Origin of the sequence: Streptomyces sp. 2114.4, assembly GCF_900187385.1 — a bacterium.
GTDB lineage: Bacteria > Actinomycetota > Actinomycetes > Streptomycetales > Streptomycetaceae > Streptomyces > Streptomyces mooreae.
Window position 1 is genome coordinate 4957801 of record NZ_FYEY01000001.1, and the last position, 15786, is coordinate 4973586.

The 15786-nt window shown below is 72.1% G+C and carries 11 protein-coding genes and 1 pseudogene; 8 read left to right on the plus strand and 4 right to left on the minus strand.

The window, feature by feature from the left end; genetic code table 11:
* Positions 1–13: 13 nt before the first annotated feature.
* Positions 14–1933, plus strand: coding sequence for a GMC oxidoreductase (locus tag CFW40_RS21900; RefSeq protein WP_088799482.1), 1920 nt, complete (start codon positions 14–16; stop codon positions 1931–1933).
* Positions 1934–2937: 1004 nt separating this feature from the next.
* Here CFW40_RS21900 and CFW40_RS21905 read toward each other — a convergent pair.
* A complete protein-coding gene (locus CFW40_RS21905; RefSeq protein ID WP_088799483.1) occupies positions 2938–3249 on the minus strand; it encodes a chorismate mutase in 312 nt (103 codons plus the stop codon).
* 252 nt (positions 3250–3501) lie between these two features.
* Here CFW40_RS21905 and guaA point away from each other — a divergent pair, with 252 nt between their 5' ends.
* Positions 3502–5088, plus strand: coding sequence for a glutamine-hydrolyzing GMP synthase (gene guaA, locus CFW40_RS21910; RefSeq protein ID WP_088799484.1), 1587 nt, complete (start codon positions 3502–3504; stop codon positions 5086–5088).
* 313 nt (positions 5089–5401) lie between these two features.
* Positions 5402–6193, plus strand: a pseudogene (locus tag CFW40_RS21915) (class II aldolase/adducin family protein); the annotation flags it as partial.
* An 86-nt stretch (positions 6194–6279) separates the two neighbouring features.
* Here the strand turns inward: CFW40_RS21915 and CFW40_RS21920 are convergent.
* Complete coding sequence (locus tag CFW40_RS21920) at positions 6280–7035, minus strand: DUF4239 domain-containing protein (RefSeq protein WP_088799486.1); 756 nt, start codon at positions 7033–7035, stop codon at positions 6280–6282.
* Here CFW40_RS21920 and CFW40_RS37205 point away from each other — a divergent pair.
* The 3 genes from CFW40_RS37205 (at position 7034) to CFW40_RS21935 (ending at position 10342) form a co-directional block, all read left to right on the plus strand.
* Positions 7034–7192, plus strand: a complete 159-nt coding sequence (locus tag CFW40_RS37205) for a hypothetical protein (RefSeq protein WP_176956416.1) — start codon at positions 7034–7036, stop codon at positions 7190–7192. The two genes, CFW40_RS21920 and CFW40_RS37205, sit on opposite strands and share 2 nt — an antisense overlap.
* A gap of 1035 nt (positions 7193–8227) precedes the next feature.
* The gene (locus tag CFW40_RS21930; protein WP_088799488.1) at positions 8228–9505 is read left to right on the plus strand and encodes a hypothetical protein; all 1278 of its coding nucleotides are present in this window, start codon (positions 8228–8230) and stop codon (positions 9503–9505) included.
* A gap of 291 nt (positions 9506–9796) precedes the next feature.
* Positions 9797–10342 carry a TQO small subunit DoxD gene (locus tag CFW40_RS21935; RefSeq protein WP_088799489.1) on the plus strand — a complete coding sequence of 182 codons (546 nt, stop codon included), beginning with the start codon at positions 9797–9799 and terminating at the stop codon, positions 10340–10342.
* 27 nt (positions 10343–10369) lie between these two features.
* Here the strand turns inward: CFW40_RS21935 and CFW40_RS21940 are convergent, their stop codons facing one another.
* Positions 10370–10597 carry a hypothetical protein gene (locus tag CFW40_RS21940; protein WP_088799490.1) on the minus strand — a complete coding sequence of 76 codons (228 nt, stop codon included), beginning with the start codon at positions 10595–10597 and terminating at the stop codon, positions 10370–10372.
* On the minus strand, positions 10594–12123 hold the full coding sequence (locus CFW40_RS21945; RefSeq protein WP_088799491.1) for a PspC domain-containing protein: 1530 nt from the start codon (positions 12121–12123) through the stop codon (positions 10594–10596). Before CFW40_RS21945 ends, CFW40_RS21940 begins: the two co-directional genes overlap by 4 nt.
* Before the next feature lie 332 nt (positions 12124–12455).
* Here CFW40_RS21945 and CFW40_RS21950 point away from each other — a divergent pair, with 332 nt between their 5' ends.
* Together CFW40_RS21950 and CFW40_RS21955 are read left to right on the plus strand one after the other, a co-directional pair.
* On the plus strand, positions 12456–14300 hold the full coding sequence (locus CFW40_RS21950) for a serine/threonine-protein kinase (RefSeq protein ID WP_256331749.1): 1845 nt from the start codon (positions 12456–12458) through the stop codon (positions 14298–14300).
* A gap of 122 nt (positions 14301–14422) precedes the next feature.
* Positions 14423–15724, plus strand: coding sequence for an ATP-binding protein (locus tag CFW40_RS21955; protein ID WP_088799493.1), 1302 nt, complete (start codon positions 14423–14425; stop codon positions 15722–15724).
* Positions 15725–15786: the final 62 nt, after the last annotated feature.

Below are 15786 nucleotides of genomic sequence, written 5' to 3' on the forward strand. Positions count from 1 at the left end.
GCAGGGAGAGCCAGTGCCCCAGGAGAACTCTGCCCGGAATCAGGACGCGAACGGCGGCCGGGACGCCCAGGACGGCCCTGAGAACCCTGCCGCCCCCGACGCCCGTGCCGACGGCCCCGCCGCCTCCGACGGCCACGCCTACGACTATGACGTGCTCGTCGTCGGGTCGGGCTTCGGCGGCTCGGTCTCCGCGCTCCGGCTGACCGAGAAGGGCTATCGCGTCGGCGTCCTGGAGGCCGGCCGCCGCTTCACCCGGCAGACACTGCCGAAGAACTCCTGGGACCTCCGCAACTACCTGTGGGCCCCGGCGCTCGGCTGCTACGGCATCCAGCGGGTGCATCTGCTCGGCAACGTGATGGTGCTCGCCGGCGCCGGGGTCGGCGGCGGCTCGCTGAACTACGCCAACACCCTCTACGTCCCGCCGAAGCCGTTCTTCGAGGACCAGCAGTGGGGCCACATCACCGACTGGCACGCGGAGTTGGCGCCGTACTACGACCAGGCCAAACGCATGCTCGGGGTGCGCCTCAACCCGACGATGACGCCCTCCGACGTCCACCTCAAGGAAACCGCCGAGAAGATGGGCGTCGGCGACACCTTCCACTTCGCGCCGGTGGGCGTCTTCTTCGGCGACGGACGGGACGCCGTCAGCGAGGAGGAAGCGGCGGAGAACGGGGCATCGAAAGCCGCGCCGGGCACGGAGGTGCCCGACCCGTACTTCGGCGGAAAGGGCCCGTCGCGTAAGGCCTGTACGGAGTGCGGGGAGTGCATGACCGGGTGCCGGCACGGTGCCAAGAACACCCTCAACGAGAACTACCTCCACCTCGCCGAGCAGGCGGGCGCCGTCATCCACCCCATGACCTCGGTCGTCACCGTCACCGAGGACTCCCGCGGCGGCTATGCCGTCGCCACCCTGCCCACCGACAACAAGCGCACGGGCCGGGGCCGCACCTTCACCGCCCGCCGGGTCGTCCTCGCGGCCGGTACGTACGGCACCCAGACCTTGCTGCACAAGATGAAGGACAGCGGACTGCTCCCCGGCCTCTCCGCCCGGCTCGGCGAGCTGACCCGGACGAACTCCGAGGCACTGGTGGGCGCCCAGACCGACAACCGCCGCTACCGCAAACGGCACGGCGCGGCGAAGGCCGACTTCACCAAGGGCGTGGCGATCACGTCGTCGATCCACCCCGACGAGAACACCCACATCGAACCGGTGCGCTACGGCAAGGGCTCCAACGCGATGGGGGGCATGACGATCCTCCAGGTCCCCTACCGGCCCGCCGGACGCGTCGCGGGCTGGCTGGGCAACGTGGCCCGCCACCCCTGGCTGGCGCTCCGCTCGCTCTCCAACCGCCGCTGGTCGGAGCGGACCATCATCGGCCTGGTCATGCAGTCCCTCGACAACTCCCTGACGACGTACCGGAAGCCGACGGGGCTGGGCAAGGGCCTGCTCACCGCACGCCAGGGGCACGGGGCCCCGAACCCGAACCAGATCCCCGAGGCCACCCGGGCGGCGACGCTGCTGTCCGAGGAGATCAACGGCTTCGCGGGCTCCAACATCGGTGAGCTGATGGGCACTCCGCTCACCGCGCACTTCCTGGGCGGCTGCCCGATCGGCGAGGACGCGGACCACGGCGTCATCGACCCGTACCACCGCCTGTACGGCCACCCGGGGATCTCGGTCGTCGACGGCTCCGCGGTCTCCGCCAACCTCGGCGTCAACCCGTCCCTGACGATCACCGCGCAGGCCGAGCGCGCGATGTCGCTGTGGCCCAACAAGGGCGAGCCGGACCCGCGCCCCACCCCGGGCCGGGCCTACCGGCGGCTGGCGCCCGTCGAGCCGGCCCGCCCCGCGGTCCCTCCCCACGCCTTCGGCGCGCTGAACCTGCCGTTCCTGGCCGTTCCGCCGGTGCCGCCGAAGAAGCCCCTGACGTAGGGGCCCCGGCGGAAGGCGCAGGGAAGGTATGCGGACGGCGCACGGAAGACGTCGGCGGTGGCCGAAAAAGGTTGCCCCTTCAACAAGAAGCCTGTCGTGATGTCGATCACATCCGTCACGGCAGTCTCACCGGAGACGCACCACAGCCTCACGGTCGTCCCGTAGGCGGCACGAAGGCAGGGCACAGGACAGAGCTCGACGACGGTCGTGTGCGGGCGCACGCCCCCCACAGCGAAGGGCCCCGGATACCGTCCGCGAGGGGGGGTGCGGACGGCCACGGGGCCCTTTGCTTTCGGTGCCGGCGTCAGGGCAGCGCCGGCACCGAGGGGCGGCGCTGGGGGGGGTAGCGCCGCTGGCTTATGGGGTGGTGCGCGAGGGTGCGAATGCTGCGGTGGCCGGACCGATGGCAGTGCAAAAGTCCGTACCGGATACGGCAGGTCGTTCGTCAAGCATCGTCCTGGATGCGCCTCACCTGGCGCAACCTTTTCGACCGGATGCGGTCGGTCCCGGGCGTCCCCAGGACCGACCACCCCATCGGATGTGACCGGGCTGCTGTCCCCTGCTGACCGGTCACGGCTCCGGAGCGAGGTCCCACGACGCGGGCCGCGGCTGGCGGCCGGCGTCTCATCGCTCCGGCTTTCCGCCCGTGAGGCGGCGTCTACGCGTAGTCCTGCAGGCCGCGCCTGGCTGGCGTGGCACCGGGAACAACGAAGCCTCGCGGCGGCCGGTCACGCGCCGTACGGGTGAGTCGGCAACCGAACGCGGATCCGGCAGCTGCGCCGGGGCGCGTGCGCTTCGTCACGCGCCCCGGTCGGCCCCGAAACCGACCGCATACCGTCCAGAATCAGCCACTGCCGCCTCTGATCCCGATGCCGGAACCCCGGAATACCGGCCGGATCCGGCCACCCCCGGTAGCCGGCCGGTCGCGCCCAGCAGCCGGCCGGCTACCCGGGGCAGTCGGCCGGCTACCCCGGCAGCCGACTGGGCCCCGTCTCCCGCCCGCCTCAGATCTGGCCCCGGGACAGCTCCAGCAGGGTCATCGCGAGCGCGGTACCCGGCTTGCCGAGCTGGTCGCGGTAGTGGGCAAGGATCTCCATCTCGCGGGAGAGGTTCACCCTCCGTCCGCCGGAGGTGAGGCGTTCGCGCTGGATGACGGCCGAGACGGCCATCCGTTCCTGGACGAGGCCGATGATCCGGCCGTCGAGATCATCGATCCGCTGCCGTGCGTCCTGGATGATCCCGGCCGCCTCCGCCGTGTGGGCGCCGGTGTCGGTGCCGGGGGCCGGGGCGGGGGAGGTGGTGGTCCGAGGGCTCATGTCCGTATCTCCTGGGGTGAGTGGCCCCGGAGCCGATGATCGGTCCTGACGGACGCAGAACGCCCCGGACCATTTCGGCCCGGGGCGCCTGGGAAGTTGCTTGTCAGTGGATCAAGCAGCACGACCATGGCAGCCGGACGGGCCGGTGCCATAGGTAAAGACGAAGGTCAGCTGCTTGGACATGGGGCCAAGTATGAGCCCGTTAGAATCGAAAGTCCAACCCCTGCTCCACACCGCCGGAAGGCCGCCGAAGTGCCATCAGCGCCCCCTGCCGCTGCCCCGGACGTCGTCCTCGTAGTCGACTTCGGCGCGCAGTATGCCCAGCTCATCGCCCGACGGGTCCGTGAGGCCCGGGTCTACAGCGAGATCGTGCCGTCCACCATGCCGGTGGCGGAGATGCTCGCGAAGAACCCGAAGGCGATCATCCTCTCCGGCGGTCCCTCGTCGGTCTACGCCGAAGGCGCCCCCAGTCTGGACCGCTCGCTGTTCGAGGCCGGTGTCCCGGTCTTCGGCATGTGCTACGGCTTCCAGCTCATGGCGATCGCCCTCGGCGGCACCGTCGACAACACCGGCGCCCGGGAGTACGGCCGCACCCCGCTGACCGTCTCCCGCCCCGGATCCACCCTCTTCGAGGGCACCCCCACCGAGCAGTCGGTGTGGATGTCCCACGGCGACGCCTGCTCGGCCGCGCCCGAGGGCTTCACGGTCACCGCGTCCACGGACGTCGTGCCGGTCGCCGCCTTCGAGAACGACGAGAAGAAGCTCTACGGCGTCCAGTACCACCCCGAGGTCATGCACTCCACGCACGGCCAGCAGGTCCTGGAGCACTTCCTCTACCGCGGTGCGGGCATCGAGCCGAACTGGACCACCACCAGCGTGGTCGACGAGCAGGTCGCCGCGATCCGCGCCCAGGTCGGCACCAAGCGCGCCATCTGCGGCCTGTCCGGCGGCGTGGACTCCTCGGTGGCCGCCGCCATCGTGCAGAAGGCCATCGGCGACCAGCTGACCTGCGTCTACGTCGACCACGGCCTCCAGCGCAAGGGCGAGTCCGAGCAGGTCGAGAAGGACTTCGTGGCCGCCACCGGCGTCCAGCTGAAGGTCGTCGACGCCGAGGAGCGCTTCCTGACCGCGCTGGCCGGGGTCAGCGACCCCGAGCAGAAGCGGAAGATCATCGGGCGCGAGTTCATCCGCGTCTTCGAGCAGGCCCAGGCCGAGCTGGTCGCCGAGGCCGGCGCCGAGGGCGAGGAAGTCGCCTTCCTGGTCCAGGGCACGCTCTACCCGGACATCGTCGAGTCCGGCGGCGGCACGGGCACCGCCAACATCAAGTCGCACCACAACGTCGGCGGGCTCCCCGACGACATCGAGTTCCAGCTCGTCGAGCCGCTGCGCCAGCTGTTCAAGGACGAGGTCCGGATGGTCGGCTCGGAGCTCGGCCTGCCGGACGAGATCGTCCACCGCCAGCCGTTCCCCGGCCCCGGCCTGGGCATCCGCATCGTCGGCGAGGTCACCAAGGAGCGCCTGGACCTGCTGCGCGAGGCCGACGCCATCGCCCGCGAGGAGCTGACCGCGGCCGGCCTGGACCGCGAGATCTGGCAGTGCCCGGTGGTCCTGCTCGCCGATGTCCGCTCGGTCGGCGTCCAGGGCGACGGCCGGACGTACGGTCACCCGATCGTGCTGCGCCCGGTGTCCTCCGAGGACGCGATGACCGCGGACTGGACCCGGATGCCGTACGACGTGCTGGCGCGGATCTCGACCCGCATCACCAACGAGGTCGCCGAGGTCAACCGGGTCGTCCTCGACGTCACCAGCAAGCCCCCGGGCACCATCGAGTGGGAGTGACCCCACCCGTCGGACCGGGGTGATCCCACCGGCCGTATGACGACGCCGCCGCTCGGCCTGTGCTGAGCGGCGGCGTCGTCGTTGGGTGGGGCGGCGGACGGCAGGCGGCGGGCGGCGGGCGGCGGACGGCGGGCGGCGGCGCTCGCCTCGGTCGTCCTGGGGCGTCCTGGGCACTCCTCGGCCGGCTTCGGGGGTGAATGCCCGGCTGCCGTCGCTTCGCCGCGTATTCCCGCCGGTCACGCCCCTGGTTACCTGTCGTAGTGGAAGGTAGCTTCCGCATCGAGCATCAAGTGCCGTACGTGCCAGGAGGAGAGCCGCGATGCCCGAGCCGACCCCGATACCCACCGAGCAGCTGCAGTTCGCGATGCCGCCGACGCACCAGACCGTCGAGGACGAACGGCGCCACCGCCAGGAGCGCCTGGTCGTGGCGCTGCGCCTGTTCGGGCACTACGGCTTCGAGGAGGGCGTCGCGGGCCACATCACCGTGCGCGACCCGGAGTTCCCCCACTGCTTCTGGGTCAATCCCTTCGGCATGTCCTTCCGGCACCTCACGGTCAGTGATCTGCTGCTGGTGAACGAGGAGGGGAAGGTCGTTCAGGGCCGCCACCACGTCAACCAGGCGGCGTTCGCCATCCACGCCCAGGTCCATCGGGCCCGGCCCGATGTCGTCGCGGCCGCCCACAGCCACTCCACGTACGGCCGGGCACTGTCCGCGCTGGGGGAGCTGCTGGACCCGATCACCCAGGACGTCTGCGCCTTCTACGAGGACCATGCGCTCTTCGACGACTACACGGGCGTGGTGGTGGACGAGGCGGAAGGCCGGCGGATCGCGGCCGCCCTCGGGCCGCACAAGGCGGTGATCCTGCGCAACCACGGCCTGCTGACGGTCGGCGACTCGGTGGACGCGGCGGCATGGTGGTTCGTCACGATGGAACGCTCCTGCCAGGTCCAGCTGACCGCCAAGGCCGCCGGCAAACCGGTCCTGATCGACCACCACAACGCCGTGCGCACCCGCGAACAGCTGGGGAACGACCTGGTGGCCTGGATCAACTACCAGCCGCTGTACCAGCAGATCGTGCGCAGCGAGCCGGATCTCTTCGGCTAGGGCGGATCCGGTGGCGGGCTTCTCCCGATCGTCGTCCGGCCGGGCCCTGCGAGACGGGCAGCCGTCCGGCAGGTCCCGGCGCCGTCTCATGGGTGCGGGAACAGATCGAAGAACGGTGCGGCGGCGGCGAGGCCCCGGCTGAAGGGGGCGTCGAAGTCCCAGACGAGGAACAGCAGGAAGGCGATCAACGCACTGAAGAGTCCGGCCATCAGCAACTCCCGTCCCGAGCGCCGGATCTGCAGGGTGAACATGACGCCGATCGAAATGGCGCCGCCGATGATCAGTCCGAACCACACCACGCCCGGCAGCGTCGAACCGGCCGCGTCCGCACGGGCCGAGCGGGCGCCGTCGGCCACCGCGACCTGGTCGACGAGGGGCTGGTAGGACTGCGCCTCGAAGTCGTTGCGCGGGCGGTAGTCGGTGACGTCCGCCCGGACCTTCGTCAGCAATGCGGTGCCGCGGTCGGTCAGTTCGCCCTTCTCGGACATGACCGGCCATTCCTTGTGCACGACGTAGGACACATAGGTGCCGACGTCCGAGCGGATGCGGTCCCGGATCGGCGCGGGGTAGGCCCGGGCCCGCGCGCTGACCTCGTGCAGCGCCTGCGCCTCGGTCCGTACGGTGTCCTCGGCCGCGCTCCTGGCCTCCCAGACCCCGGCGATGGCCAGGCCCAGCACGATCGCGTACACCACCCCCACCATCATCGTCAGATACTCGAGCACATCGGGTGTTTCGGTCGGGTCGTCGTCCTCACTGATCCGGCGTTCCTTGAGGACGGTGATGGTCAGGACGACACCACAGGCGGCGACCATGGCGAGGGTCAGCACCAGCCATTGCGACATGGAGACCTCCTATGAGGAACGGCGCCCGGCGGAACCGGACGAGGAGCGCGAACGGGGACGGAGGGCGGCGGCGGCCACTACGGCCGGGGTGGTGATCAGCAGGGTGGTGGTCACCACGGAGCGCCCGGTGTGCGGTTTGTGGGACACCAGCGCATAGCTGCGGGGCAGGACGGGCCGAGGTGACGCCGGCCGGTTGATGACCGGTGTGGGCTTGGGCTTTGGCTTGGGCGTGGGCTTGGGCTTGGGCGCCGGCTCGGGTGGCGGGGCCGCGGGGCGGGCGCGGGGAGTGGGGGGCGGAGGTGGTGGAGGCGGTGGGGGCGGTGGTGTCGGCCGGGGTCTGGGCGCGGGCGGCGGTGGGGGCGCGGGCTTCGGGCTCGGTGGACGGGGCGCCGGCTTGTGGGAGGCCGGTGGCGGGGGCTTGGTGGCGGTGCAGGGGAAGTGCCAGTGGCCGGGCATGGGGAAGCCGGTCGGTACGTCCACGGGGGGTGCGGTACCGGCATAGGCGCAGTTGTCGCCGGGGGGCCGGCGATGTTGATAACGGTGGTGGGCCATTGCCGTAGGCGCGTTGACGAGCAGTGCGGCGGCACCGGTCAGGAGCAGGAAGGCGGCGGTCAGGAGTACGGCTCCCAGGCGCCGGAGACCGCCGCCGAATCCGACGCGTTGGCTGCGTTCTCTGCGTTCTCTGCGTTCTCTGCGTTCTCTGCGTTCTCTGCGTTCTCTGCGTTTGTGGGATCCGTGAGGGGCGTGGGGGCCGTTCGGTTCCGTCGGGTTGTCCCGGGCAGGCGGCCTGTCTCTGTCCAGGTCAACGCCGCGAAATGATCCATGAGGTCGGTGTATTTGGCACACGGCGAGAGCTTGCGCCGCGCGTGGACCGCTCAGCCGTCGCCGTGCCCCGGTTCGCCCGAATGGGGGACGCGCCGGGGTTGCGTGGTCGGCCGTCGGTCAGGTGTGCGGATAGGCGGTGAAGGGGGTGAAGTCTGTGGACGCCGGTAGGGATCTCGCCGGGGCGCGTGCGACGGCACGGGCCGCCCCATCTCGTACGTCAACGCGCCGATGCGCCTGCCACCCGTCTCCAACTGCACGTTTGATATCCGTCCTGGCCACCTGGGGCACAATTCGCCTTCGGAGACAACAAGTTGGCGGCGAGCGGCGGCGGGCGGTAACGGACGTGTCGGTTGAGGCGGCGGGCAGGATGGCCGGATCGGGCGAGCCGGGGGAAGGTGCGGAGCGTGTCACCGCTGGCGAGTGCCAGTGCGGGCGGTGCCCGCACGGCGCCCGTACGGGGCACCGGCAGGCGGTCGCCGCGTTCATCGCGCTGCGTGAGGACTTCGCCGCCGGGCACGGGGTGCCGGCCGGGCTGGCCCGCTCCGCCGGCGCCGCCCGGCAGTGGGTCTCCGACGAACTGACGCTGTCCGCGCGGGAGGTGGCCAAGCGTGGCGCCGCCGAAGGAGCCACCTGGCTGGCGTCCGTACGGTGGCGCACCCTGCTCGTCGTCTGGGGCGCGGTGATCGCACTGCTGCTCGGGCAGGCACTGACCGCCATCGGCGGGGGCTGGACGATGTCCCGTACGGCGGGGCTGCTCGCGGCCGTCGTCCTCGCGCTGATGCTGACGGCGGCGGCCTGGTGGCACCGTGCGCACGGCGGGGCGCTGGCGCCGCTGATCGGCGAGGACGGGCGGCTGTCCACCTCGCGGACGGTGGCGGCGGGCTGGGCGGTCGCGGTGCTGTACGCCGTGCTGACGACGGCGGTGCAGCTGGCGACGGCCGCGGGGCCGGCGGAGCGGCACGCGCTGCTCCAGGGCCTGGAACTCGCCCGGTCCGGTGCTCTGTTGACGACGCTCGCCATCGGGTGCGGGGTGGCCGTGCTGGCGTACGGGCTGGTGGCGGCGCGGGTGCGGTCGGGGCGGTTGCAGAAGGTCCCCGCCCAGCGGCCGCGGGCCGCCGACCTGCTGGCGGACGACGCGGGCCGGGGCAGCCTCCTGGATGTGCAGTACGTCCTGGTGAACGCGGCCGTGCTGGTGTGCGCCCTGGTGCGGTCGGCCGGGCAGCCGGGGCAGCTGCCGCAGCTTCCCTGGGGGCTGGTGGTGCTCCTCGCGCTCTCCGGGGCGACCTATCTGTGGGGGAAGGCGGTGGCGGGCGGGCGCCCGGTGATCCTCTCCGTCGTCCGCTCCCGTGAGCTGGGTGATCTTGCCGCACCGGTCCGTACCGGCGACGACATCGAGATCCGCGGCGCCGGCTTCGTCCCGCCGGGCGCCGGGACGCCCGACCGGCTCGCCCGGACCGTCGTGCGGATCGGCGATGTCCACGTCCCGGTTCCCCTGGTGCCGGTGGCCGGCGGCTTCGCCAATCCGACGGACGGGGTGCTGACCGTTCCGGTGCCGGTCGACGTCGAGCCGGGCCGGGTGACGGTACGGGTGATCACGGCGGCGGGTGTGGAGTCGAACGGCTACCCGGTCGACGTGCTGGACTGAGGAGTCCCATGGCGCGGCGGGTGGGGCCGAGGCGCGGTGGGGTGGGGCCGGGATTCCGGGGTGCGGGGTGTGGGGTGTGGCGGGTCCGGGGGAGGGTGAGACGGCCCCCCAGGGGCGGCGGGGCCGGTGCGGCACCGTCCGGGCCGCCGCTGCGTGATGATTTTGTGTGCCGCAACCGCCCGAAGTGCAGCGGTCCGTTGAACCTCTCGCGTACGTGCGTACGTATCTCCCCACGAGGCGTGGGCGGGGGCACAATCGTCTGCGCCCGGAGGCAACGGAGAGGCGGACGTCATGGTGCACGCGAATCGCACGATCGGTGCCGAATTGGGGGGAGTGGCCGTTGAGGGCTCCGGCGCCGGGCTGCGGGGACGGCTGGCGCGCCATGCGCTGCTGCCGTTGCGGCTGTTTCTGGGGGCGACCTTCCTCTATGCGGGCATCGACAAGCTGCTGGATCATGCCTTCCTGGCGGCCAGTGGCGCGGGGTCGATCGGTGAAACGCTGCGCCAGGTCCATGACGCGGCGGCACTGCCGCAGCTCGTGGACCTCGCACAGCAGAGTCCGGTGGGCTTCGGCTATGCCATCGCGGCGGGTGAACTCGCGGTGGGGCTCGGGACCCTCGTGGGCCTGCTGGGGCGGCTGGCGGCGCTGGGCGGTGCGCTGATCTCGCTGTCCCTGTGGCTCACCGTGAGCTGGGCGACCACTCCGTACTACTACGGCAACGACCTCGCCTATCTGATGGCCTGGGTTCCGCTCGTACTGGCCGGCACCCCGAGGTTCTCCCTGGACTCGGCCTGGGCGCACCGCCGCAAGCGGCACGGGACGCAGTTGTTCGGCTAAGGGCTGTCCAGGGGGGCGTCACGGTGGTCAGGTGTGCGGCAGGGGTGGCGGGTCGGTCTGCGGGGTGTCGCGGCGGGTCGTGGCCCGGACGGCGGCGGTGATGCCGGAGAGGATCAGGCCGGCGGGCAGGGCGAGGAAGAGCCAGAGGCCGGGGGCCTGCCAGAGGCCGAGGGCGTCGAGTCCGTAGCCCGAGCCGATGGCGAGGGCGGTGAGGCCCGCGATCAGCCGAGCCGGTTCGAAGCGATGGCGTTTCACTCGGGGGCTCCCTCGGGGGTGGGGGCGGTCGACGGTGCGGGGACGGATGGCGAGGGCGCTGACCGTGGGGGCGCTGACGGCGAGGATGCCGACGGGGCAGAGGCCGGCGGGGTGGGTGCCGACGGGGCAGAGGCCGGCGCCGCGTGCTCGATGGCGACCTGGCCCGCGCCGAGTTCGAGGTCGAGATCCAGCGAGCCGCGGGGCTTCTCGCCCTTCTTGAGGCCGTCGGCGGGCAGTGTGAGGGTCCGCTGCTCGCTTCCCGCCGCGAGGTCCACGTGGTGCGGCGACTCACCGGGCAACTGGATGTCGCCGAGGCCGAGGGAGACATGGAGGCGGGTGGTGACACCGTGCGGCAGCGTCACCTGGAGGCGGCCGAAGCCCACCCGCGCGCTGGTGTGGACCGTACGGCCGTCCTTGAGGGGCAGGGCACTGAGGTCCAGCTTCCCTTCCCCCGTACCGACCTCGTAGTGCGGCCGGACGGCGCCGAGGGTGGCAGGGGCCCAGGTGTGCCTCTGCCAGTCGGTGGTGAGGTTGTCGGGCAGCGCGGTCGCGGCCGCCAGCAGCACGGTCGTGCACACCACCAGGAAGACCGTGCCGCCGCCCGTCCGCCCGCACCAGGCGCTGAGGACGAGCCCCAGGCCGAAGACGACCAACGCAGCTGCCAGCCCTGCCTGGAGGGCGGGCGCGAAGCCGGCCTGGCGGGAGACGGCGAGGGCCGTCGCGCCTCCGGCGAGCAGTGCGAGCAGGAGCGTCCAGCCGCCGATCGGCCGCCCGCTGGGCCGAGTTCGGCGCGGGGCGGGGGCGGGCGGTGCGCCGTACGGTGACGGGCCGGGCGGGCCGTCGGCGTCGGGCCGGGGGCGGGGCCGGTCAGCCGCCGCCGCGCCCGCGCCGTGCTGGGGGCGGTAGGTGATGTCCAGCGGGAGCGGGGTGTTGTCGGGCCCCCACAGATAGCCCGCACCGCCCGCCTCCCCGGAGCGGTGGTTGCGCCACCAGGACGGACTGGTCGGCACCGGGGGCGCCGTGGTCTCGGGCGGGGCGTCGGCGACGGCCTGGGCGGTGGCGGCGTCCACCGACTCCGGGCCCTTGGTCTCCATCTCCCGGCGCCGCCGGGACCAATAGGCGGAACCTGCCGCCGCCAGCGTCAGCATGATGGCGAACGACATCATGCTGCCCTTGGCGAGTGTCGTCAGGAACAGTCCGCAGCCCACCAGCGCGAAGAGCAGGGCCGTCAGCGCGGAGCCCTCGACCCGGCCGGAGAGCAGCCTGCGGCCTTCGTTCTCGTCCTCTTTGTCGAGGGGGATGAGCAGCCAGGCGAAGCCGTAGGCGATGAGGCCGAGACCACCGACGGCGAGCACGGCGAGCACGATCCGGAAGATGACCGGGTCGAGATCCCACTGGCGGCCCAGCCCGCCGCACACCCCGCCGATCACCTTGTGCCGCCGGCTGCGGCGCAGCGGGGCCTGCGGTGGGGTGGGGCCGACGGGGCCGGAGGGCGCCGACGCGTCGACGGGGGCTGCATCGTTCATGGACCCATGGTGACAAGCGCGGTGCGCTCCGGGCATCAGTGGAAACCCTGGCAGATCCCTGAGATCTCCCGACGGCGATCCCGGTATGCCCCCGGGGGGTGCCGAAACCTCTCGTGCGCTCGCATATGACCCTCCGCTTCGGCATCGGACCGGAACACGCGTGCGGTCGGGCGGTGGGCGGAGCTCTTTCCGTCGCCATGGGCGACTATCGTTGCCCCTTGAATACGTACGGGTTTCCGGAGGGGCGTGCGGTGACGGAGGCGGCGTCGGTGGACGAGGGGCGACTGGTCGCCGGGCGGTATCGCCTGGTTGAGCGGATAGGCCAGGGCGGTATGGGAACCGTCTGGCGGGCCCGCGATGAGGTCCTTGGGCGTCAGGTCGCGGTCAAGCGTCTGCACGTGGCGCCGTATCTCGAAGCGGACGAACTGGCGATGCGCTATGAGCGCACCACCCGCGAGGCGCAGGCCGCCGCGCGCATCAACCACCCCAATGTGGTGGGGGTGCACGACGTCGTGGACGACGCCGGAATGCCGTGCATCGTCATGGAGTACGTCCCCTCCACGACACTCGGCGATCTCATCAAGGAGGCCGCGCGGCAGGACAGTTCGGTCACGCCGCGCGAGGCCGCCCGTATCGGACGCGGCATGGTGGCGGCGCTGCGGGCCGCACACTCCGCCGGTGTGCTGCACCGTGACGTCAAGCCGGGCAACGTGCTGCTCGGTGAGGACGGCCGGGTCGTGCTCACCGACTTCGGTATCGCGGTCGCCAGTGGTACGTCCACGCTCACCAAGACGGGCGAGCTGGTGGGCTCCATCGACTACTTGGCGCCCGAGCGGGTCAGAAGCGGCAGTCCGGGGCCCGCCTCCGACCTGTGGGCGCTGGGCGCGACGCTCTATCAAGCGGTCGAGGGGCGGCCCCCGTTCCGTAAGGACACCGCGGTCGAGACGGCGTACGCGATCGCCATGGATCCGCTCGAGTCGCCGCGCAGTGCCGGGTCGCTGAGCCCGCTGATCGAGGCGCTGCTCGCCAAGGAGCCCTCCGACCGCCCGACGGCCGAGGTCGTGGAGCAGGCGCTGCGGGCCGTCGAGGCCGAGGCGGAGACGGCGCTGCACGGCTGGCCGACGCTGGCACTGGGCACGGTCGGACGCGGTGCGGCACAACCGGCCGCGTCGGGCGCGGAGGCGGAGGCACCGACGCGTCAGGTGCCGCACACGGGCGCTACGGGAGACACGGCGGACCGCACCGGTACCGGGACGGGCACTGCTACCGGGACGGGCACTGCTACCGGGGTGGGCGCCGGCTCCGCGACCGGCGCGGGCACGGCCACGGGCCTGCGCTCGGACACCGGCTCGGGCTCGCGTACGGATCCGGGCTCGGACACCGGCACGGGCTCGGGTACCGGCGCCGGTACCGGCACGTCGGGTACGGGCCTCGGCGCCGGGCCGGTGACCGGCCCCATGGCGTTCCCGGACGGGATCGGCGGCGGACGGGCCGACGGGGACCGTACGGAAGCACTGTCCGGTGGCAAGGCCTCCCGTAAGCGGCGTGCCGCCCGGGTCGTGGTCTGGAGCGTCGTCGGGGTGCTGTTCGCCGGGGGCGGTGCGGGCACGGCCTGGTACCTGATGCACGGTGACGACTCCGGTGTGGCCCAAAGCGCCTCCGACAAGGGCGCACCGGCTGTTCCCAAGGCCCCGGACCACAGCATCGGACCGCCGCCGGCCCTTCCTGACGGCTACCGGCAGCAAAACGAGTCCGCGCTCGGCGTGACCTTCCCGTTGCCCAATGGGTGGACGCGCGACCCCCAGGACGGCGGCCGGCAGATCGTCTACTCCTCGAAGGCCGAGCGCGCCCAGCTGACCGTGAGCGTGCTGGACTTCTCCTCTCCCGATCAGGTGGAGCACTTCAAGGCCGTCGAGGCCTTCTTCAAGAAGAAGTACCCCGTCTACACCCAGCTGCGGATGCAGCCCACCACCTTCCAGGGTGATCCCGCCGCGATCTGGGAGTGCACCTTCGGAGGCCGGGCCCGCACCTTCCGGGCGATCGACCTCGGGTTCGGTCGCGAGGGCGGCAAGGAATACGCGATCTACGTCTCCGCGCCGCAAACGAACTGGGCCAAGTTCGAGAAGGTCTTCTCGGTGGTGAAGGACGGCTTCCGCCGGACCGACCCGAAGGCCTGAGCCGAAGAGCTGAGCCGGCGGGCGGGGCAAGGGGCGGGAGCGGCGAGGGGGAGAAACGTCAGGGACGGGTTCAGGGTCGACCCTGATGTCCCGGGCCCCGGCGCCGTGTGACGATCGGGGGCATGACCACCGCTCCGCCCCGCGCCGCGACGAGCTACGCCCCGGCACCGGACCCCGACGAACCGCCCGTGCGCAAGCTGTACCGCAGCGCCGACGGCCGGCTGCTCGGTGGTGTCGCGCGCGGTCTGGCGGGGCATCTCGGGCTGCCGGTCTCCTGGGTGCGGATCGTGTTCGTGGCCCTGTTCCTGGCCGACGGCATGGGCGCCGTGCTCTATGCCGCGTTCTGGTTCTTCGTCCCGCTGGGCGTCGGCGGCGTGGACCGCCGGCACCCCGCAGCGACGGCCGGCGGGAAACGGGCGCTGCGGCGGCACAAGCCCGACAAGGGCCAGGTCTTCGCGCTGATCGCGCTGCTCATCGGCAGCGCCGTCGTCGCCTCCAGATTCCAGCTGGGCCAGGCCAAGAGCTATGTCTGGCCGGTGCTGCTGATCGGCGCCGGTGTCGCCCTGGTGTGGCGCCAGGCGGACAACTCCCGCCGGGCGCAATGGCTCGAGCTCGGCCGCCGCAAGGGCGTGCTGCCGGTGCTGCGTGGCGCGGCCGGTGTGCTGCTGGTCGGCGTCGGGGTGACCGGCATCGTCGTGCTGCAGGGCTCGGTGCGCCATCTCGGCTCGGTGCTGCAGGCCTCGCTCGCCGTCGTCGTCGGCATCGCGCTGCTGGCGGGGCCCTATCTCGTGCGGATCACCCAGGACCTCTCCGAGGAGCGGCTGATGCGCATCCGCGCTCAGGAACGCGCCGAAGTGGCCGCCCATGTCCATGACTCCGTCCTGCACACCCTCACCCTGATCCAGCGCAACGCCGAAGAACCCCGCGAGGTGGCGCGGCTGGCCCGCGCCCAGGAGCGGGAGCTGCGCGCGTGGCTCTACAAACCCGAGGGCCGCGGCAAGGAGGAGGACGAGGAACCGGCCACCCTGGCGGAGGCGGTCCGCGCCTCCGCCGCCGAGGTCGAGGACGATCACGGCGTCCCCATCGAAGTCGTGATCGTCGGCGACTGCCCGCTGGACGACATGCTCGGCGCCCAGATACAGGCCGCACGCGAGGCGATGGTCAACGCCGCCAAGTACGGTGGCGAGGGCGGTGCGGTGCAGGTGTTCGCCGAGGTCGAGGGCCGTACGGTCTTCGTCTCGGTGCGCGACCGCGGACCCGGATTCGACCTGGACGCGGTCCCCGGGGACCGGATGGGCGTACGGGAGTCCATCATCGGCCGTATGGAGCGCAACGGCGGTACGGCCCGGCTGCGTTCCGCCCCCGAGGGCGGCACGGTCGTCGAGCTGGAGATGGAGCGCCCGGCGACGGAGGGCGAGACATGACCGCCGGGCGCGCGGCAGCCGGGGCGGCACACGACCGCGCCGGGCGCGCGGCAGCCGGTGGC